Source organism: Halomonas sp. N3-2A, from assembly GCF_002216165.1.
Taxonomy (GTDB): Bacteria; Pseudomonadota; Gammaproteobacteria; order Pseudomonadales; family Halomonadaceae; genus Vreelandella.
This window is the reverse complement of record NZ_CP022286.1, coordinates 3,285,833-3,307,619: the sequence shown is the minus strand read 5'-3', so window position 1 is coordinate 3,307,619 and position 21,787 is coordinate 3,285,833. Positions and strand designations below refer to the sequence as shown.

The following is a 21,787-nucleotide window of genomic DNA, read 5'->3' as shown; positions in this document are numbered from 1 at the left end:
TTTAAAGAAATAGTTTATGTAACAATGCCGTATTCAAGTAAGTATTTTGATCAAGTAGGTATTTTGGGGGAGAGGGTATGTCCGAGCACACAGAGTCCAGGTCAAACGCTAGCATTAAGCCCGATACGGTGTTGGATGCTACCGGGTTGCACTGCCCGCTGCCATTATTAAAAGCTAAACAGGCATTGGCAGGGCTGGCCCCTGGTCAATTGCTTGAAGTAAGAGCAACGGATGCTGGTTCGTGGCGTGATATGGCATCTTTCACTGAGCTTAGTGATCATGTGTTAGAAGCACGCGAACAGCATGGCGATATGTACTATTTTTGGATACGTAAAGCAGGGATGTCTCACTCATGACAATGCGCACTATTCTGAAAAGTTGGATTGATCGCTACTTTTCAGACGAAGAGGCGTTAATTCTTCTCTTGGTATTGGTAGCTGGTTTTGCGGCCATTATTTGGTTTGGCAGGATGCTGGCGCCGTTCTTCACCGCGCTGGTGATCGCTTTTTTACTGCAGGGCGTAGTGAGTGCCTTGACGCGGCGCGGTGTACCTCATTTATTAGCGGTCATTGTTGTGTTTGTGGCGTTTGTTAGCGTGTTGCTAACAATGGCCTTTATTTTGATGCCACTGATATGGAACCAGCTTGTCAGCCTAGTTCAGGAAACGCCGCGTATGTTTGCTAGCGGCCAGGGTTGGTTAGATGAACTTCAGGCCCGTTATCCTAATTTAATCACACCCGATCAAATGCAGAGTTGGATAGGCGTTGCCAGCCGGGAAATTAGCCAGCTAGGGCAGCGTGCATTAACACTTTCACTGGCATCGCTCGGCAATATTATGTCGTTGATTATTTACTTAGTGTTAGTGCCGATACTGGTGTTCTTCATGCTGAAGGATCGCCAGTCTTTGGTAGGCTTTACGCTATCGTTGCTACCGCAAAAGCGTACGCTGTTAACGCGTATTTGGCATGAGATGGATCGTCAGATTGCTAATTACATACGCGGCAAATCGATAGAGATTATTATCGTAGGTACAGTCGCTTTTTTTACCTTCGCTTTCTTTGGCTTACCTTACACCGCCTTGTTAGCAGTGCTGGTGGGTTTTTCTGTTCTGGTGCCATACATTGGCGCGGCGGTGGTCACCATTCCAGTGGCAGCCGTTGCCGGGTTTCATTTTGGGATCAGTGAGCAGTTTGCTTATGTGGTTGTCGCTTACGGCGTTATTCAAGCGCTTGATGGGAATGTGCTTGCACCGGTGTTGTTTTCAGAAACGAATAATATTCACCCGGTTTCCATTATTGTCGCGGTGCTGTTTTTTGGTGGTATCTGGGGGTTCTGGGGCGTTTTCTTTGCGATTCCCCTGGCCACCCTGCTAAAAGCACTGGTTTATGCATGGCCAAGAGGAATAGCCGAGAGAGAAGGTGAAAAGCAGCTCCCATTGGCTGAACATTAAAAGGCACCATCTAACCGCAGTACACGAGGCGCGAACGGAAAAATTGCCTGCGAATCAGTCGCGGCACCGCTTCGCGCTGTACCCGCCCAGGATGCGGCGCTCCTGGTTTTGTTAGTTGGCGTGAAGCGCTTCTGCTGCTGTTAGTACGTCATCAACATGCCCTGGTACCTTAACGCCGCGCCACTCTTGAGCAAGCTTACCCTCGCTGTCGATTAGGAAGGTACTGCGCTCAATGCCAAGATGCTCTTTGCCGTACATCTTTTTAAGTTTGATAACGTCAAAAATCTGGCATACGGTTTCGTCCTTATCGGAGATAAGCTCGAAGTTAAAATCTTGCTTGGCTTTGAAGTTCTCTTGAGCACGGATACCATCTCTAGAAACGCCGATAATAACCGTATTGGCAGCATCGAATCGTGGCTTGCGGTCTCTAAAGTCTCCGCCTTCGGTAGTGCACCCTGGGGTGCTGGCCTTTGGATAAAAATAGATAACCACCTGCTTGCCACGCAGCTCAGACAGCGTCACCGTCGTATCACTGGTGGCTGGAGCAGAAAAGTCAGGTACCGGGTGGTTGAGTTTTACAGACATGAATAGCTCCTTTTATGAGAGGGTTTACTTAGTTGATTACACGAAAGTAACGCTATTATGTCAAAGCGAATAAGTGCCCAGTAATGAGCAGGTGAGAAAACTCTCAGCGCTTTGCGCTGTACAGGTTCGAGCCGCCTGAGTACCATTTGCTGTCTGTAGCCCCCCTTGGGACGACAGCAAAGTGTTCAAAGCATAAAATGGCAGTAGGTTAAATCGCCCCGATAGTGCTCGTTCTAGTGGTCAAAGCTCTTGTGGACAGTCTCTTGTGGGCAGTCTCTTGTGGACAGGCTCTTATAAATAGAGCCCTTATGGTCGAAGCTTCTCGATTTTCAATGAACATCGTCAGTAGCTTAATTTTATAATTTGGCAGGTGAGGAAAAAACGGATGATCACAGGCAGCATTGTCGCCCTGGCGACGCCGATGAAAGTCAATGGCGACATCGACTGGGAGGCGCTTCGTCGCCTGGTGAACTTCCACCTCGATAATGGCACTGATGCCATTGTCGCAGCGGGCACCACGGGCGAACCTACCACCATGACATTTGCTGAGCACTTTGATGTGATCCGCAGCGTGGTAGAAGAGGTGAATGGTCGTATTCCGGTGATCGCCGGCACGGGAGCGAACGCCACATCAGAGGCGGTTGAGTTGGCTCGCTACGCTAGCGAAGTTGGCGCAGATTACTGTCTATCGGTTTGCCCCTACTATAACAAACCGACTCAGGAAGGCCTTTACCAACATTTCAAAGCGGTGGCTGAAGGAAGCAAACTGCCGGTAATTCTTTATAACGTTCCCGGCCGTACCTGCTCTGATCTGTATAATGAAACGGTAGTACGCCTAGCCGAGGTGAAGAATATTATCGGTTTGAAAGATGCTACCGGGAACCTTGAGCGCGCAGAGGATCTAATTACCCGCTTGAAGGGCAGCGACTTTATGCTCTACTCCGGCGACGATGCCACCGCCTGTGACTTTATGCTGATGGGTGGCCACGGCGATATCTCGGTGACTGCGAACGTAGCGCCTAAAGCGATGCATGAACTCTGCGCTGCAGCCGTAGCTGGTGATTCGGATAAGGCTCACCAAATTAATACGCGTTTGATGCCGTTACACACCAATTTAGGCATTGAAGCGAATCCGATTCCGGTTAAATGGGCACTGCATCGCATGGGATATATGGACGCAGGGATTCGTTTGCCGTTGACCTGGCTGTCGGAAAAGTACCACGCCACTGTCAGTGAAGCGCTGCAGCTGGCGGGCGTCGTAGAGGAGTAATTCGACGTAACCCCTTTGCTACTCGGCGTACGTTGATGCGCCGAGTACTCGACCTGTTGACTGTAAAGGTGGCTTGATGAGCCCTGTTCTTGAAAAACGTTTGCTTGAAAAACGTGCGCTTAAATGGATACCGCTGGCTCTCGCAACGGCTGTCACGCTTGCTGGATGCGCGCGCGATGACGGTTACTATCACGACCGCAATTTGGATTATACTGAAGCTACCCCAGCGCCCCCCTTAGTACTGCCAGAAACCCGCAATCCTCAGCGTTACCGTGATGCCATGCCGGTGCCCCAGGTAGCGGTGCAGGGTAGTCGTATTGATGAGGCAGCCGAGATTGCCCCCCCCCAGACGTTAACGATTGGTAGCGGTCTAGAACCTGAATTCGTAGAGCGTCGTCAGGTAGGTGATCAGACCTGGTTGGTGGTCGCCGCAGATACGGGAGCCGTTTGGCCTCAGTTAGAAGCATTCGTGAATAGTCGCCAGCTAGGTGTTCAGCAAAGCGATGCGAATCAAGGTGTCATTGTGACCTCTCAAGCCACGTTGAAGCTACAAAGCGCGCTCAGGGCGGGCAGTAGTGAGGTGCGCTGTGAGCAAGCAGGGCAAAGTGTGACTGTGTGTCTTGATGCCCTAGAGCAGTACTTAGGCGCACGCAGTGCCACTGCTAGCGCATCTTCTTGGACTGCACAACGACTCGCACAAGATCAGACGCTGCAAATGCGTCAGCAGGGCGACGCGTGGGAAGTTGTGATCCCTCAATCCATTGATCGTGTTTGGGCAGAGCTGGACCACTATCTTGAGCTCGACTTTAGTGTCGAAGGGCAGCGCGACCTATTAGCCACTTCTGCTGAAAACTATGAATTCCTGGTTGAGTACATGACCGAGACTGAGCGAGGTCGCAACCCGCTACAAATTGTCTTCAGTCCCGATGTGCGTCGTATGTCGCAGCAAATTCGTCTAGCTCTTCAGCCTGATGGTGATAAGACCATTCTGCGTGCGATTAATGCCAGTGAGCGTAGTTTAACTGCTGACGATCAGCGCGAGCTGCTTGAGCGAGTCTCCGGCTACCTACGTTAATTTTTAATTTTGAAACCCTTCGGAGCCCCTATGGAAAAGCGCCAAGAACTCTACGCTGGTAAAGCGAAATCCGTTTATACCACCGACGATCCTGACTTGTTGGTACTGCACTTTCGTGACGATACCAGTGCTTTTGATGGCAAAAAGAAAGAGTCACTGGCCCGCAAAGGCAAAGTGAACAACATCTTCAATGCTTTCATTATGCAGCGCCTGGAAGAGGCGGGGATTCCTACCCATTTTGAGAAGCAGCTTTCTGATACTGAAAGCCTCGTCAAAAAAATGGAGATGATTCCTGTTGAGTGCGTCGTACGCAACATTGCAGCAGGTGGCCTAGTTAAGCGCCTGGGTGTGGAAGAGGGCATCAGTTTGAATCCGCCCACCTTTGAATTGTTCTTAAAGAACGATGAGAAGGGAGACCCCATGATTAACGAGTCGTTAGCAGAAACCTTTGGCTGGGCAACCCCTGAGCAATTGGTGAAAATGAAGTCACTTACTTTTAAAGTGAACCATGTGCTTAAGCAGCTGTTTGCCGAAGGCGACATGTTGCTAGTCGATTACAAACTTGAGTTTGGAGTCTTCAAAGGCGACGTAGTCCTTGGCGATGAGTTCTCCCCGGATGGATGCCGTTTGTGGGATGCCAATACGCGAGAAAAACTCGATAAAGATCGCTTCCGCCAGGGGTTGGGTGGTGTTATTGAAGCGTATGAAGAAGTAGCACGACGGATTGGTATTCATATTGATTAACGCCGTAGCCTATCTATCATAAAACGTTTGCGCTGATACGTTTGCATAGTAAAAACCCGCTTAGGATACTGCTTCCGAAGCGGGTTTTTCTTTTGAACTCTGATTGCGTGCTTTAGTCGTCTGAAGAGTCGGCAGTTAGTTCATCAAGCGCCTGTAACCGATAGCCATAGCCATAAACTGAAACAAGGTTCCAGCCAAATTCCGACGTTAGACTAAGCTTTTTTCGCACCCGGTGAATATGAACGTCTAGCGTACGGGTGCCAGGCGGATCACTTTTTCCCCATACATATTCATATAGGTAGGAGCGTGAAAGCGGACTGCCAAGCTGGTTTAGTAGAAGAAAGGCTAAGCGAAACTCCTGCCTCGTTAACGATACTTCTTCTCCGTCTACGTAGGCTGTTTCACGATTGGTATTGAGCTTAATGCGGCCAAACTCTAATGTTTGCTGTTGAGCAACACTTGGCGTGCGCAACGAGTGGCGACGAGTTGACGCATAGGCTCTTGCGGCCAGTTCGCGTGGCCTAAAAGGCTTACTAATAAAGTCATCGGCTCCTGCGTTCAAGGCCTGAATGATATCGCTTTCTTCCTGTCTCAGGGTCACCATAAGGACAGCAGGAATAATCTGTAGATAGGTTTTCATCCAATTCAGTAGCGCAATACCGGTACCGTCAGGCAAGTGCCAATCAAGTACGACTAGATCGAACGTATTGCGGCTAGCAGTATGAATAAAAGCCTTACTGGTCTCGAATGAGTAGATGTTTGCCTCTATACCTCGCTCGGCGAAGCCATCCATAAGCGCTTTTTCAATGCGCTCTGACACCACCTTCTCATCTTCTACTACTGCAATGCGCATGGGCTATATCCAGGTCAGGTCTCGTCAGTGAAAGTAAGTAGTATGGGTTGAAAATATGTTTCCAGGCCTAAGCATAGTGTCGAAGTGCCATCGTTAGATACTTGCTCTGAACGATGAGCTTTGCAAGCAGAAAAGCTCGTTAAGTGCTTTCCAAGTAGTGCTTAGTACTCCCACTCCTTCTCTACAGATGCAGTCGCAGCGGTTTGATCAGCACTAAGCGTGCTCGAACTACGTTGCAGGCCAGTCGCCTCCCAGAATACGCATGTGCGCTGAAACGTAAATTAATGAGTTAATTTGTAAGATAAATTTTAATTAGTATTGGGTTTTCTATGCTTGATCCATTATCTGTAATTAATTAGTAAGTGCTTACTCTCCTGCTTGGCTAAGGTGTCCAAAGACTCCTAGTGAAAGATGTGTTTTCTCTACCTTAGGGCTCACTAAAAGGGACTTAAAAAGTTCACTAACTAGACTGTTAATATTAATTCATATTGTGGAGGTGGGTGGTTTCCTGTGCTAGCTTGATTATTAAGCAATGTTTCACCCGCAGGTGTAGCTTCATAGCAAGACATATAAAAAATAGTCAAAAAAGTCTTGTGGATATGTGAACTAAGGCACGCTGTAGAAGCCTCGCCGGAAGAGTGAGCCCGCTTATGGGCTCATTGCCTGTGGCCCAAGAAACTATAAAAAATAGTTGCTATAACCCCTGACAACTTGTGGGAGCATGGGAATGAATAACGTATTTCGCTTAGTTTGGAATCGGTCTCTAGGGCGTTTAGTGGTGGCATCGGAAGCAGCTCTTAGTCATCGTAAGGCAGGGGCTGGTCATCAAGTTGGGCAGGTGGCCGAACCCGTAACAATTCAATCACCTATCAAATATTCTCTTCGGCCAGTTACATTAAGCATCGTTTTTGCATTTGCGGCAATGCTTTCTCCATTGGGAAGCCCCGATGCTGAAGCAAGAAAATTTGCTTCAGATGGTGGTAGCTGTACGTCTGGAGCGGCTGGCTCATCTGTTGGCAGGATAGCGACCCCAAATACCAGCGCAGATCCCATAGATGGAAGTGGTACTTACTCGCTTGTTGCTGGTTGCGATGCCAGTGGTAATAACCAGTTGGCAGCTACTGTCTATGGTGCTTTTAGTCAAGTTACAGGAAAAGGTGGGGCCACCCTAGGCTTTAATACGAGTGCCGCGCAATGGGCGACAGCGATCGGGGTAGAAAGCCTTGCAACCGGCAACTCAGCCATTGCGCTGGGGTTTGGTGGTCAAGCCACTCAACTTAACGCTATTGCGATTGGTAGCGCTGGCGGGAACGGCACGACGCCGCTGTCGCTAGCGAACTCCACTACCGCTTCCGGTCAGCACTCTATTGCCATTGGTAGTAATAATGTACGTGGCGCGCAGGCGAGTGCAGTGAACGCGATTGCGATTGGTGGCGAAGCCTCGGCCAATACTGCGTCCAGTGTGGCTATTGGTCAAGGGGCGAATGTTAGTGGTGGAGGAGTCGGGGGGGTGGCTGTGGGCGCCCTGGCTGTGTCGTCAACGTCCACCAGTACTGCATTGGGGGCCGGTGCCCAGGCTCAAGGAGAAAATTCCATCTCGATTGGCGCTAACAGCGGTACTCCGTCAGTGGCTTCCCAAGATGGTGCTCAGGCCATCGGCAATCTGACGAATGCCTCAGGTGTGGCGTCCATGGCCTATGGTCGTGAATCGATCGCCTCGGGCAGTGGCGCAATTGCCATGGGGCAGAGTGCCCAGGCCAATGCCGATGGTGCCGTCGCGATTGGCGGTTCTACAGAAGGTTTCAATGGCACGGGAGCGGCCCAGGCGAACGGCTTGCTATCGGTGGCATTGGGTAATCAAAGCCTAGCGCAGGGAGACAATACACTGGCACTGGGTGTAGCAGCAACGGCTAGTGAAGTCGATGCCATTGCGATGGGGACTGGTGCCGAAGCATCAGCTACTAATGCTATTGCAATTGGTAAAGACAGTACAGCATCGGGCGTCGACACCGGCGCTATCGGCCGTGGCGCGATTGCCACTGGTTCCTGGGCGGTAGGTACAGATGCTAATGCTAGCAATGGTGGTCAAGCTTTTGGTGAGTTCAGTACTGCCAGTGGTAACAATGCATCTGCTTATGGCCAAAGTGCAACAGCCTCAGGTGACAATTCCAGTGCCTTAGGCACCAACGCAAGCGCTCAAGGTAGCAACGCTATTGCGGTGGGGGCTAATGCCCGAGCCAACCCCAATACATCTGATACACATAGTATAGCGATTGGTGACTCCTCAACTGCCTGGGGGCAGGGTGTCGCTTTGGGCGTGCAGGCCACTGTAGATCAGTCGACCAACGACATTGACGGCGCTGGCATAGCGATTGGCGCAAAATCAAATGTTGTTGACGGGTCTTATGCAGGTACAGCGATAGGGGTTCAGGCTGGTGTTACGGGTGGGGTGGATGCCTTGGCGATAGGGTCGCGTGCTAGCGCTTCTGCTAATGAGGTAGTGGCTATCGGGGCTGACTCGAGCGCTACCACGGAGGGCGGTGTTGCGCTAGGTAGCGATTCGGTGGCGAATACCGCCGCAGGCGTAGCGGGTTATATTCCCTTTGGTGCAACGGCAGCAGATGCAGCCAATATCAATGGTACGGTAGCGACTCGTGCGGCAGTTGATATTGGTAGTCGTCAGATTACCAGTGTTGCAGCTGGAACTCAGCTAGATGATGCGGTCAACGTCAGTCAGCTAATTGCTGCTCAGTCAAAAGTCGAGGCAGGCACCAATGTGACGGATGTCGCCGTCACAGAGAATGCCGACGGTGGTACTACCTACACCGTCAATGCTAACGGCGCGAGCGTTAGCGCTGGCTCTGGCGCGGTGGATGTGACTGCCGCTGCTCCCGACGCCAACAACGTCACCGACTACGCGGTGGATCTCAGTCAAGCCAGCAAAGACAGCCTGACGCTGGCTGATTCTGCCCTGCAAACCGTGGTCACCCAGATTGACGGTACCAATGTTAAAACCCTCGACCAGAACGATAACGTCGCCAACTTTGTGACGGGTGACAACATCGTGCTCAGTGACGATAACGGAGCGATTGAAATCGCCACTGCCCAAGATGTCACCTTTACTACTGTCAACAGCGACAGCCTGGCCATTACCGGGGGGCCGACGCTGACGGGTGGCGGCATTGATATGAATAACACCTCTATTAGTAATCTCGCCGATGGGGTGAATGCCCAAGACGCGGTGAATCTCAGCCAGCTACAGACCAGTGCTGCCGCGTCGCGGACTGAAGTGGTTGCAGGTACTAACGTGGACAGTGTTGGTCAAGCCACCGGCGCTGATGGCCAAGACATCTACACCGTCAATGCAAGCGGCGCGAGCGTTAGCGCTGGCTCTGGCGCGGTGGATGTAACTGCCGCTGCCCCTGACGCCAACAACGTCACCGACTACGCGGTGGATCTCAGTCAAGCCAGCAAAGACAGCCTAACGTTGGCCGACTCCGCGTTACAAACCATCGTCACCCAGATCGACGGTACCAATGTTAAAACCCTCGACCAGAACGATAACGTCGCCAACTTTATCAGCGGCGATAATATCGAACTGAGCGACGACAATGGCGCGATTGAGATTGCCACCAGTCCCGATCTGACGGCGGATAGCCTGACGATTAACAATGGCCCGACGCTAAACGACAATGGCATTGATATGGGCGGCGATACTATCACTAACCTGGGGGACCCGGTAAATGGTGGCGATGCGGTGAATCTCGACTATTTCGATGAAAACCGCACCCACTACTATAGTGTCAACGACGGTGGTGTTCAGCAAGATAACTACAACAACGATGGTGCGATAGGCACACGAGCCCTAGCGGCTGGTGTGGGAGCTTTGGCGCAAGATGATGACAGCGTGGCTATAGGAACTGATGCTCTAGCCGCTGGCGGCAATAGCGATGGTGGTGCTATTGCTATTGGCCGTATTGCGACGGCCAATGGCGATGGAGCAACTGCGATTGGTTCAGAGACGTTAGCAAATGCCGATGGCGCGACTGCCATTGGCGATGATGCGAATGCATTAGCGAACTTCTCAACAGCCATTGGTGATGGCTCGGAAGTCAGCGCGTTGAGTGTCGGTGGTGTTGCCTTAGGCACAGAGGCCAATGTTTCGGGCTTTCTTGGTGGCGTGGCTGTTGGGCCGCTGGCAACTGTTTCTGGGGCAAACGGCGCGGCATTCGGTGCTGGATCTACCGTTACGGTTGCAAATGGAGTGGCTCTGGGCAGCGGCTCGGTCGCCAACATAACTGCAGGCGTTGCGGGCTATGACCCAACTACTGACGCGGCCTCCACGGAGACCAACAGCGCCTGGCTTAGCACATCGGGCGCGGTTAGCGTAGGTGGAAATGGTGAAACCCGCCAAATCACCAATGTAGCTGCTGGTGCAGAAGATACTGATGCAGTTAACGTCGCACAACTGAAAGCGGGCCAAACCCACTACTACAGCGTCAACGACGGCGGCATCATTGGCGGCAACTACAACAACGATGGCGCGACGGGCTTAAATGCTATTGCCTCTGGCGTTGATGCCTCCGCCAGCGGTGATGGTGCAGTGGCCTTAGGTTTTGGCGCGGATGCGCCGATTAGCGACAGCCTCGCTCTGGGCAGTGGTTCGGTCGTTGATCGCGCACTGGCGCCAGATTCCGGTTTTATCCCCGCAGGGTCAGCAACGATTGAGTTCAATACCACCGATAAAGAACTGCTTGGTGCGATCTCGGTGGGTGATGATGACTCCTACCGCCAGATCACCAACGTTGCCGACGGCACGCAAGCACAAGACGCGGTGACGGTGCGCCAGTTACAAGGGGCGGTCGGCTCTGTGATTGATAGCGGCACCAAATACTTCCGTGCCAACTCCACTGCGCCTGATTCGCTAGCCGTCGGCACTGACAGCATTGCCGTTGGCCCGACCACCGTGACGAATGGCGATAACGGCATCGGTATGGGTAACGGCGCGATTGTCGGTCAAATGGCTCCGGGAGGCACTGCGATTGGTAACAATGCCGAAGTCATGCTCTCTGATGGCATTGCATTTGGTACCAATGCCCTCTCTGAAGCCCAGCAGGGCATAGCCCTGGGCGCAGGCGCAACGGTGAGCCACGATCAAAGTGTCGCGCTGGGCAGCAACAGCAGCACGGATGACGCGGTCGCCACCAGTGGCGTCACGATTGCCGGTGATAGCTACACCTTCGCTGGCACCACACCCGATAGCACGGTGAGTATTGGCAGTGTAGGCAACGAACGTACATTGACCAATGTGGCTGCAGGCCGCGTGAGTGAGACCAGCACCGATGCCATCAATGGCAGCCAACTGTTTGCCTCAAACCAAGCGATTGAAGAGGTCAGCACGATTGCCAATACGGGTTGGGATATCCAGACCAATAATGATGCCGCGACCAACGTAGCTCCCGGCGACACCGTTCAGATGATTGATGGTCAAAACATCGCTATCACTCGCAACGGTACGGACATTACGGTCGCCACTATCGATTCACCACAGTTCGGCAATGTCACTGTTAACACTGCTGGAGGTGACACCATCAATGGGCTAAGCAACCTCACCTTTGATCCCGATAACTTCACCTCGGGCCAAGCTGCCAGTGAAGATCAGCTCAAAGCAGTGAGCGATGTGGCCAATACCGGCTGGAATCTCAGTGCTCAAGACGCCGCAGCTCAGAATATTGCCCCGAACGATGAGGTCAACCTACGCAGCAGTGACGGTAACCTGGTGATTACCCAGGCCACTGACAATGGCCGCGAAGAAGTGACCTTCAACCTCAGTGACGATGTGGTCGTTAATAACAGCGTCAGCGTAGGTAGTGTGGTTACCAACGCCGCCACCAACGATATTGTCGGGTTATCCAACATCGACCTGGCCGACCCCAGCTTCGCCACGCTAGGCCGTGCTGCCACCGAAGAGCAACTGGCCATCTCCGCAGCCGCCAGCCGCACTGAAGTGGCCGCAGGTACCAACGTGGCCAGTGTTGGCCAAACCACCGGCGCTGCCGGCCAAGATATCTACACCGTTAATGCTAATGGTGCATCGGTGAGTGCTGGCTCTGGCGCAGTGGATGTAACTGCCGCTGCCCCCGACGCCAACAATGTCACCGACTACGCGGTGGATCTCAGCCAAGCCAGTAAAGACAGTCTGACGCTGGCCGACTCTGCACTACAAACCGTGGTCACCCAGATCGACGGCACCAATGTTAAAACCCTCGACCAGAACGACAACGTCGCCAACTTTATCAGCGGCGATAATATCGAACTGAGCGACGACAATGGCGCGATTGAAATTGCCACCAGCCCCGATCTGACGGCGGATAGCCTGACGATTAACAACGGCCCAACGCTCAATGACAACGGCATTGATATGGGCGGTGACACGATTACCAACCTGGGCGATCCGGTGAATGCAGGCGATGCGGTCAATCTAGATTACTTCGATGCCAACCGCGCGCACTACTACAGCGTCAACGACGGCGGCATCATCGGTGGCAACTACAACAACGATGGTGCAACGGGGCTAAACGCGATTGCGAGTGGTGTTAATGCCACCGCTAGCGGCGAAGGAGCCGTGGCACTGGGCTTTGGGGCGACTGCGCCGATTAGCGGTAGCCTAGCATTGGGCAGTGGTTCGGTGGTTGATCGCGCGCTAGCGCCAGACTCCGGCTTTATCCCGGCAGGGTCAGCAACGATTGAGTTCAACACCACCGACAAAGAACTGCTCGGTGCAATCTCGGTGGGTGATGATGATTCTTACCGCCAGATCACCAACGTTGCCGACGGCACGCAAGCACAAGACGCGGTGACGGTGCGCCAGTTGCAAGGGGCGGTTGGCTCTGTGATTGATAGCGGTACTAAGTATTTCCGCGCCAACTCCACCGAACCTGATTCGTTAGCCGTAGGCACTGACAGCATTGCCGTTGGCCCGACCACCGTGACGAATGGCGATAACGGCATCGGCATGGGTAACGGCGCGATTGTCGGTCAAATGGCTCCGGGAGGCACAGCGATTGGTAACAATGCCGAAGTCATGCTCTCTGATGGCATTGCGTTCGGTACCAATGCCCTCTCTGAAGCTCAGCAGGGCATAGCCCTGGGCGCAGGCGCAACGGTTAGCCACGATCAAAGTGTCGCGCTGGGCAGCAACAGCAGCACGGAGGATGCGGTCGCCACCAGTGGCGTCACGATTGCCGGTGATAGCTACACCTTCGCTGGCACCACACCCGATAGCACGGTCAGTATTGGCAGTGCAGGCAACGAGCGTACGCTGACCAATGTGGCTGCAGGCCGCGTGAGTGAGACCAGCACCGATGCCATCAATGGCAGCCAACTGTTTGCCTCTAACCAAGCGATTGAAGAGGTCAATGCGATTGCCAATACGGGCTGGAATATCCAGACCAACAATGATGCCGCTACCAACGTAGCTCCCGGCGACACCGTTCAGATGATTGATGGTAAAAACATCGCCATCACCCGCAACGGCACAGATATTACGGTCGCCACAGCCGATAGCGTAGCTTTTGATAACCTGGCCATCACTGGTGGCCCGACGTTGAGCGGCGGCGGCATTGATATGAATAGCACCTCTATCAGCAATCTCGCCGATGGGGTGAATGCTCAAGACGCAGTGAATCTCAGCCAGTTGCAAAGCAGCGCCGCCGCGTCGCGCACTGAAGTGTTTGCAGGTACCAACGTGGCCAGTGTTGACCAAACCTCTGGCGCTGATGGGCAAGACATCTACATCGTTAATGCCGACGGCGCATCGGTTAGCGCCGGTTCCGGCGCGGTGGATGTGACTGCCGCTGCTCCCGACGCCAACAACGTCACCGACTACGCGGTGGATCTCAGCCAAGCCAGCAAAGACAGCCTGACGTTGGCCGACTCTGCACTACAAACCGTGGTCACCCAGATCGACGGCAACGAGGTTAAAACCCTCGACCAGAACGATAACGTCGCCAACTTTATCAGCGGCGATAATATCGAGCTGAGCGACGACAATGGCGCGATTGAAATTGCCACCAGCCCCGATCTGACGGCGGATAGCCTGACGATTAACAACGGCCCAACGCTCAATGACAACGGCATTGATATGGGTGGCGATACCATCACCAACCTTGGCGATCCGGTGAATGCAGGTGATGCGGTCAATCTAGATTACTTCGATGCCAACCGCTCCCGCTACTACAGCATCAACGACGGCGGCACCATCGGTGGTAACTACAACAACGATGGCGCGACGGGGCTAAACGCGATTGCGAGTGGTGTTAATGCCACTGCTAGCGGCGAAGGCGCCGTGGCCCTGGGCTTTGGGGCGAATGCGCCGATTAGCGATAGCCTAGCGTTGGGCAGTGGTTCGGTGGTTGATCGCGCGCTGGCGCCAGACTCCGGTTTTATCCCGGCGGGATCAGCAACGATTGAGTTCAACACCACCGACAAAGAACTGCTTGGTGCGATCTCGGTGGGTGACGGCGACTCCTACCGTCAGATCACCAACGTTGCCGACGGCACGCAAGCACAAGACGCGGTGACGGTGCGCCAGTTACAAGGAGCGGTTGGCTCTGTGATTGATAGCGGCACCAAATACTTCCGCGCGAACTCCACTGCACCAGATGCGGCTGCGGTAGGTAACGACAGCATTGCGGTTGGCCCGACCACCGTGACTAACGGTGATAACGGCATCGGCATGGGGAATGGCGCGATTGTCGGCCAAATGGCCCCTGGCGGCACTGCGATTGGCAACAATGCCGAAGTCATGCTCTCTGATGGCATTGCGTTCGGTACCAATGCCCTCTCTGAAGCCCAGCAGGGCATTGCCCTAGGCGCGGGCGCAACGGTGAGCCACGATCAAAGTGTCGCGCTGGGCAGTAACAGCAGCACAGCGGATGCAGTGGGCACCAGCGGCGTTACAATTGCAGGTGATAGCTACACCTTCGCTGGCACCACACCCGATAGCACGGTCAGCATTGGCAGTGCAGGCAACGAGCGCACGTTGACCAATGTGGCTGCAGGCCGCGTGAGTGAGACCAGCACGGATGCTATCAATGGCAGCCAACTGTTTGCTTCTAACCAAGCGATTGAAGAAGTGAAAACTACGGCTAACGCTGGTTGGAACCTAAGCACCGAAAATGGCGCAGCAAGTAATGTGGCACCGAATGATGAAGTCAATCTGCGCAATACAGATGGCAACATCATAATAAGCCAGACTAGTAATAATGGCCGCGAGGAAGTGGCCTTTGACCTGGGTGATGATGTGGCGATTGGCAAAAGCCTCACCGTTGGTCAAGACGGGCCTGTCATTAGTGATGAGGGCATCACTAACCTGCCCGAAGGCGATATATCAGTAGAGAGTAAAGATGCGATCAACGGCTCTCAGCTCTATGCGACTAATCAGTGGATTGAAGCGCTAGAGAATAGCGTTACGAATGTGGTGGGTGACGGAAGCGATGAGTACATAACCAACAACGGCCTTGGTATTCGCTACGTACGCACCAACGACAGTGGCTTGGCAGTAAGCGATGCCTTTGCCCAAGGAGAAGGCTCCACCGCTGTGGGCTATGAGGCTGTGGCCTTAGCAGATCGCGCACTGGCGATGGGCTACGACGCGATTGCTTCGCATCAAGGTAGCGTAGCGCTAGGGGAAGGTGCTCGCACTGCAGAAGCGATTGGCACCGCATCGGTTGACATTGCAGGCCAAACGTACCAGTTTGCAGGTGCTTCTCCCGTCGCCACCGTCAGCGTTGGCAGTGTGGGCAGCGAGCGCACCATCACCAACGTGGCGGCAGGGCGTATCACCGCGGATAGCACCGATGCCATTAATGGTAGCCAGCTCTATGCCGCGATGGACTTTATGGGCAGCCTGGATGATCGTCTGACGATTGTTGAAGGTGACACGGGTGGCGGTGGCGCAGACGGCGCTGTCATGTATGACCGCGATGACAACGGTGATATCAACTACGACAGCGTTACGCTGGCAGGTGAAGATGGCACCAAGCTGACGAACGTTGCGGATGGCGATATCAGCAATGATAGCTCCGATGCGATTAACGGCAGCCAGTTGCACGATACCAACCAGAATGTGGCTAACAATACCACCAATATTGCTGGCAACAGCCAGCGTATTACCAACAACGAAGGGAATATTGCCGACAACAGTCAGCGTATTACCACGAATGAAAACAGCATCACGGATATCAACGAAACGCTAGGGCTAGGGTTGAACTTTGGCGCTGATGAAGGTGATACGGTTAACCGCCAGATGGGTGATACCGTTGCGATCACCGGTGATGACAATATCACGACCAAGACAACCGATGACGGTGTACAGATAACGATGAACCGTGATTTGGATGTTGATAGTGTCACCACCGGCAACACCACGGTTAACAACGACGGTGTCAGCATTAAAGATGGCCCCAGTATGACGGTTAACGGCATTGATGCGGGTGGCACCACCATCACCAACGTAGCGCCGGGTGTTAATGAGAGCGATGCGGTTAACGTAGGGCAGATGAACGAGCTTGGCCGTCGCTTCCAGAACGAACTCGTCAACGTGCATGGTCGTATCGACAGCGTCGAACGCAACGCGAATGCGGGCTCTGCCAGTGCGATTGCCGCTTCCACGGTGCCGCAAGCCTGGATGCCCGGTAAGAGCATGATTGGTGTAGGGGCAGGTACTTATGGCGGTGAGTCAGCGGTATCGGTCGGTATCTCGCGCCTTTCTGACAATGGTCGCTGGGTGATTCAAGGCAAGGTGACGGGCGACTCGCAAAGCAACTTCGGCGCAGGTATTGGCGCTGGCTGGCACTGGTGAAGGAGAACGACGTGAACAACTCTAGTAACTCTCTTAGTCACTATTTTAGCGACTATGTGATGAACAAGGCGGCCCTTGGGGCCGCCAGTATCGCCGCCGTTCTCGTGTTGACGGGCTGTGCTAGCCCGCCTAACAGCGACCGGGCAGAGCTGGGTGAAACGGATGATGGCTTTCCGGCGCTAACGGACAACTGGTACGACGGTGGGCAGTTTGTCGATCCGGATAGTGTGCTGCGCATTGCAGAAGGGCAAAACAAAGAGCAAGTCCGCCAGCTCATTGGTAACCCCCATTACGCGGAAGGGTTCTTTGGTGTGCGGGAGTGGAACTACGTGTTTAACCTATACACGGGGAATGGCAATGACTACATCACTTGCCAATACCAAGTGCACTATGGCGATGACATGACATTAGAAAGCACTCGTTGGCAAAATGCACAGTGTCCGGCGTTACTGGTACCCATCGAAGTAGAAGAGGTTACCGTAGAGCCGCGCGAAGAGAAATTAACTTTATCAGGCGATGTGTTATTCGATTTTGATAGCGACCAACTCTCGTTAGAGGGGCGGCGCGCTTTGGAACGGGTGTCAGATATGGTGCTTGATGCCTACTCATCACCAAGTGTACTCGTTGTTGGCTACACGGATCGATTTGGTAAGGAGCAGTATAATCTTAACTTATCTCAGGCACGTGCGGAGGCCGTTGGCAGTTATCTAGTCTCACAGGGAATAGAGAGACGTAACTTAACGCTGCTAGGAAGAGGAGAGGTTGATCCTATCGTTAACTGCCCAGGCCAAGTAGCCACGCCAAGCGTGAAGGCGTGCTTGAAACCTAATCGTAGAGTGGAAATAACGCTTCAATAGGCACGCTAGTCAGTCAATAATAGCTCGCCCCAAAAACCACGATACTCAGGCTTATTAAAGCATGAGCATTGTGGTTTTTTTATTGGAGCAAAGGGAATGTATAAAGTTGCTTCTTAGCGCTATAGGTCTGTGTGCCTCGCCTGAACTCAATTGAATTAAGTGTCTTTCGACAGGAGGGAGTGTGAACAATTGTAAGATTGGCGGTGTTGTCTAGGTAAGATTAGTTAACAATTTATTAATGTTAAACTGATTATAGCTATTTTTTCTATCATGATTAATTCGAATGGATTGTTGTTTTGTTTTATATTTAACAATGTGGCTGGTTAAGTGTCGGTATGGTTTTTTGTTTTTTTTCAATGGCTTGTGAATATTGCTTGGCTAGTGGTGAATGGGGTTAAATAGCGTTGATGAGTGATCTTCATAGTGATGTTAATTGCTAAAAAAAGAAAACTATTAAACTTTGTGAATCAGCGCCTCACCTAAAATAATTTATATGCTTTTCTGAGTGTTAACAATATTGAACTTGTATTGAGGTAGTACTTGCCTAAGTAAGAGAATGTATCCACTAAAAAAACCACCTTGAATCAAATCGCTTACTTCTGCGCTTTAGGGCAGCGGCTAGCGGTTATTTGAATTGGTCGTTTGTTTGTAGCTGCGTTGTGAGTGCACCGGTTGTTTAGTGGCGTTCAGCAGTTGCTTAGATGGGAAAGTGTTGTGCCGGGGCGGGGGCTGTTTCTGAGCATCAACATTGCGCCTAGATGACCAGGGTAAAGGTAACTGAGGGAGGCAATAGCGCTTCCTCACCGAATGATAAGTGGAGCTCTCTACAATGAATAACGTGTTTCGATTAATTTGGAACCGAACCCTTGGTCGGTTAGTGGTGGCCTCTGAAGCGGCACGTAGTCGTAATAAAGCGGCCGCGCAGCAAGGGATGGTAAGCCAACTGCCTGCTTTTGAAGTGGCCGGAGGTGCAGGAGTTTCTAGGTTGCTGCGACCAGTGGCTTTGGCTGTTGCTATCGCTACAGGGTCGCTGATAGTTCAGCCAGTACAGGCCAATATCATCAATACCGCCGGAATTTGTACGACGGGTGTGGCGAGCACCGTAGGCCGAATCAACCCAGGAACTACGAGTGCCCAGGCGCAGGATGGTTCTGGTACCTACTCTTTAGTGGCTGGCTGTGAGGCTAGCGGCAATAACCAACTCGGGGCGACTGTCTATGGAGCCTTTAGTCAGGTAACGGGAGCGGGTGGTAGTGCCTTCGGCCATAACGCGAGTGCGGCTAAATGGGCAACGGCCCTTGGGGTTGAGTCGCGCGCAACAGGCAACTCAGCCATTGCGCTGGGGTTTGGTGGTCAAGCTACCGCACTTAACGCTATTGCGATTGGTAGCGCTGGCGGAAATGGTACGACGCCACTGTCGATAGCGAATTCCACCACCGCTTCCGGTCAGCACTCAATTGCCATAGGCTCGAATAACGTGCGTGGAGCGCAGGCTTTCGGAGTTAATAGTATCGCGCTGGGCGCACAGACAACCGCAGACTCAGATAATTCTCTGGCGGCAGGCGTAAAGGCTAGCGCTACCGGACAGTCCGCCGTGGCCGTTGGCAATACGGCCACTGCAGGGACAACGCGGGACATTGCCATTGGTAGCTCGGCCGAGACGGGGGTCATTGCTGGCGCAACAGCTCAAGCTGACAACGTGGCCATCGGTACGGGAGCTCAGGCGTTTGGTGGCACCTCCATTGCTATTGGTGAAGATGCAATGGCGACAGGTACCAGTACAACAAGTGTAAACTCGGTCATCGCTATTGGTCGTCAGGCAAAGGCTAGCGAGGTAGCTGCCCTTGCCTTAGGCTCCCATGCAAGCACGGGGATGGGGTCAAGCTATGCCGCAGCTATCGGCCCCAATGCGAAGGTCGGCGACAATGCAAGCGGCTCAATCGCCATCGGCTCCAACGCGATAGTGGCGAATAAGGCCATTTTTTCCACGGCAATTGGTACTAGTGCCACGGTTAATGCGACGGGCTCAGTGGCTATCGGGGAGGAAGCGAATGTAGCGATTAACGCCATTCATGGAACGGCCATCGGTAGTACCGCCAAGGTACTTGAAGGCGCCGTATCGGGCATGGCGATTGGTAACGAAGCCGTTGTTTCAGCCAAAGATGCTATCGCCATGGGCACCATTGCGCAAGCATCGGGCGAGCGCAGCATTGCGATCGGCTATGACGCGATTGCGACGGGCTCGGTTGCGATGGGCGCATCTTCGCGTGCAGGCAATGGCGGTTCTGCTTTTGGTGACGGCGCTATCGCCACTTATAACGGCGGTATCAACGATCCGGCTATCGTCGCTGGTGCGGCGCTTGGCGAGAATTCCAATGCGGATGTGTCGGGCGCCACTGCTCTGGGTACAGATGCTACGGTGACTCATGAAGACAGCGTAGCGCTGGGACAAGGCTCTATCGCTGATGGTAGCACGCTGAGCACGGCGGCTTATCAGCCGCTGGATGTTAACGGTAATCCGATTGCCGTGGCAGCGCCCACCGCGGACAGTGAAGTATCCGTCGGCAGTGCCGGTGCTGAACGGCGCATCACCAATGTGGCGGCCGGTGCCACTGACACCGATGCCGTCAATGTCAGTCAGCTCAAGGCTGTCGAGCAAGTGGCCAGCCAGGGCTGGCAGCTCACCGCCAATGGTGAAGCCACTGGCGAGAACATCGCGCCTGGCGAAGCCGCAGACTTTAGCGCAGGCAAGAATATCGCCATTACCCGTACGGGTAACAGCATTGCCGTGGCGACTGCTGAGGATGTTGAGTTCTCTAATGTCAATGTCACCAACCAGCTGGATGTCGCGGGTGATACTAATATCGGCGGCAACACGACGATTAACGGCGACACCACAGTGAAGGGCGACACCTATCTGGGTGATAACTTCAAGGTCGTCAATAACGAAGCCTTTTACGACGGCGCGATCACTGAAAACACTCACATCGTTAACAAAGAGTATGTGGACGGTGGCATTGGTGACCTGGCTAACACCCCGATTACTTTCGCTGGTGATACTGGCACAACGGATCGTAAGCTAGGTGACGAGCTGAATATCGTGACCAGCAATGCCAATCTCAGCACCGAAGTGACTGACGACAAGACGCTTGTTATTGCGATGAGCGATGACCTGGACGTCAACAGCGTCACCACCAACTCACTAGGCGTAACCAACAACGCCACCATCGGCGGCACACTAAACGTGACTGGCCAAACCACCCTCACGGGCGGCTTGGATATGGCTGGTAACACTATTACTAATGTTGCCCCAGGTGTTAACGGCACGGATGCGGTGAACGTGGACCAGCTAACCGATGTTAGCAATGTGGCCAACAAAGGTTGGGATCTGACGGCGAACGGTGAAGCCACGGGTGAGAACATTGCGCCTGGTGAAACCGCCGACTTCAGTGAAGGCAAGAACATCGCTATCACTCGCACGGATAACAGCATTGAAGTAGCCACGGCAGATGATGTCGACTTCTCGAATGTGAACGTGACCAACCAGCTGGATGTGGCAGGCGATACCAATATCGGCGGCAATACGACGATTAACGGCGACACCACAGTGAAGGGCGATACCTTCCTGGGAGACAACTTCTCGGTCGTCAACAACGAAGCCTTCTACGACGGTGCGATCACTGAAAACACCCACATCGTCAACAAAGAGTATGTGGACGGTGGCATTGGTGACCTGGCTAACACCCCGATTACTTTCGCTGGTGATGCTGGCACAACGGATCGTAAGCTAGGTGACGAGCTGAATATCGTGACCAGCAATGCCAATCTCAGCACCGAAGTGACTGACGACGAGACGCTTGTTATTGCGATGAGCGATGACCTGGACGTCAACAGCGTCACCACCAACTCACTAGGCGTAACCAACAACGCCACCATCGGCGGCACACTAAACGTGACTGGCCAAACCACCCTCACGGGCGGCTTGGATATGGCTGGTAACACTATTACTAATGTTGCCCCAGGTGTTAACGGCACGGATGCGGTGAACGTGGACCAGCTAACCGATGTTAGCAATGTGGCCAACAAAGG

At 53.2% G+C, this 21,787-nt stretch carries 10 protein-coding genes; 8 read left to right on the top strand and 2 right to left on the bottom strand.

Going from position 1 to position 21,787, the window contains the following annotated elements; translation table 11 throughout:
- The first annotated feature begins 77 nt into the window (after positions 1-77).
- Both CEK60_RS15370 and CEK60_RS15365 read left to right on the top strand, forming a co-directional pair.
- Positions 78-356: a sulfurtransferase TusA family protein gene (locus CEK60_RS15370; protein WP_089039771.1), complete on the top strand. Its 279-nt coding sequence runs from the start codon at positions 78-80 to the stop codon at positions 354-356.
- The gene (locus CEK60_RS15365; RefSeq protein ID WP_089039770.1) at positions 353-1,450 is read left to right on the top strand and encodes an AI-2E family transporter; all 1,098 of its coding nucleotides are present in this window, start codon (positions 353-355) and stop codon (positions 1,448-1,450) included. The genes CEK60_RS15370 and CEK60_RS15365 overlap by 4 nt, the downstream gene beginning before the upstream one ends.
- A 111-nt stretch (positions 1,451-1,561) precedes the next feature.
- Here the strand turns inward: CEK60_RS15365 and CEK60_RS15360 are convergent, their stop codons facing one another.
- On the bottom strand, positions 1,562-2,035 hold the full coding sequence (locus CEK60_RS15360; RefSeq protein WP_089039769.1) for a peroxiredoxin: 474 nt from the start codon (positions 2,033-2,035) through the stop codon (positions 1,562-1,564).
- Positions 2,036-2,420: 385 nt separating this feature from the next.
- Here CEK60_RS15360 and dapA point away from each other — a divergent pair, with 385 nt between their 5' ends.
- The 3 genes from dapA (at position 2,421) to purC (ending at position 5,124) form a co-directional block, all read left to right on the top strand.
- Complete coding sequence (gene dapA / locus CEK60_RS15355; protein WP_089039768.1) at positions 2,421-3,305, top strand: 4-hydroxy-tetrahydrodipicolinate synthase; 885 nt, start codon at positions 2,421-2,423, stop codon at positions 3,303-3,305.
- Between the two features lie 76 nt (positions 3,306-3,381).
- Positions 3,382-4,380 carry an outer membrane protein assembly factor BamC gene (gene bamC, locus CEK60_RS15350; RefSeq protein WP_089039767.1) on the top strand — a complete coding sequence of 333 codons (999 nt, stop codon included), beginning with the start codon at positions 3,382-3,384 and terminating at the stop codon, positions 4,378-4,380.
- A 30-nt stretch (positions 4,381-4,410) separates the two neighbouring features.
- Positions 4,411-5,124, top strand: coding sequence for a phosphoribosylaminoimidazolesuccinocarboxamide synthase (gene purC, locus CEK60_RS15345; RefSeq protein ID WP_089039766.1), 714 nt, complete (start codon positions 4,411-4,413; stop codon positions 5,122-5,124).
- Positions 5,125-5,236: 112 nt separating this feature from the next.
- Here purC and CEK60_RS15340 read toward each other — a convergent pair whose 3' ends face one another.
- The gene (locus tag CEK60_RS15340) at positions 5,237-5,977 is read right to left on the bottom strand and encodes a response regulator transcription factor (RefSeq protein WP_089039765.1); all 741 of its coding nucleotides are present in this window, start codon (positions 5,975-5,977) and stop codon (positions 5,237-5,239) included.
- 727 nt (positions 5,978-6,704) lie between these two features.
- Here CEK60_RS15340 and CEK60_RS15335 point away from each other — a divergent pair.
- From CEK60_RS15335 to CEK60_RS15325, 3 genes are all read left to right on the top strand, one after another.
- Positions 6,705-16,841, top strand: a complete 10,137-nt coding sequence (locus CEK60_RS15335) for a YadA-like family protein (RefSeq protein ID WP_198361374.1) — start codon at positions 6,705-6,707, stop codon at positions 16,839-16,841.
- Between the two features lie 11 nt (positions 16,842-16,852).
- Positions 16,853-17,698, top strand: a complete 846-nt coding sequence (locus tag CEK60_RS15330) for an OmpA family protein (protein ID WP_089039763.1) — start codon at positions 16,853-16,855, stop codon at positions 17,696-17,698.
- An 829-nt stretch (positions 17,699-18,527) separates the two neighbouring features.
- A partial coding sequence (locus CEK60_RS15325; RefSeq protein WP_157698044.1) for an ESPR-type extended signal peptide-containing protein occupies positions 18,528-21,787 on the top strand: 3,260 nt, incomplete at its 3' end.

What these genes read in the sequence shown, in the direction of transcription:
- dapA (WP_089039768.1), top strand. Translation starts at nt 2,421, where the DNA reads ATGATCACAGGCAGCATTGTCGCCCTGGCGACGCCGATGAAAGTCAAT.
- CEK60_RS15335 (WP_198361374.1), top strand. Translation starts at nt 6,705, where the DNA reads ATGAATAACGTATTTCGCTTAGTTTGGAATCGGTCTCTAGGGCGTTTA.
- CEK60_RS15360 (WP_089039769.1), bottom strand. Translation starts at nt 2,035, where the DNA reads ATGTCTGTAAAACTCAACCACCCGGTACCTGACTTTTCTGCTCCAGCC.
- CEK60_RS15340 (WP_089039765.1), bottom strand. Translation starts at nt 5,977, where the DNA reads ATGCGCATTGCAGTAGTAGAAGATGAGAAGGTGGTGTCAGAGCGCATT.
- bamC (WP_089039767.1), top strand. Translation starts at nt 3,382, where the DNA reads ATGAGCCCTGTTCTTGAAAAACGTTTGCTTGAAAAACGTGCGCTTAAA.
- CEK60_RS15370 (WP_089039771.1), top strand. Translation starts at nt 78, where the DNA reads ATGTCCGAGCACACAGAGTCCAGGTCAAACGCTAGCATTAAGCCCGAT.
- CEK60_RS15365 (WP_089039770.1), top strand. Translation starts at nt 353, where the DNA reads ATGACAATGCGCACTATTCTGAAAAGTTGGATTGATCGCTACTTTTCA.
- purC (WP_089039766.1), top strand. Translation starts at nt 4,411, where the DNA reads ATGGAAAAGCGCCAAGAACTCTACGCTGGTAAAGCGAAATCCGTTTAT.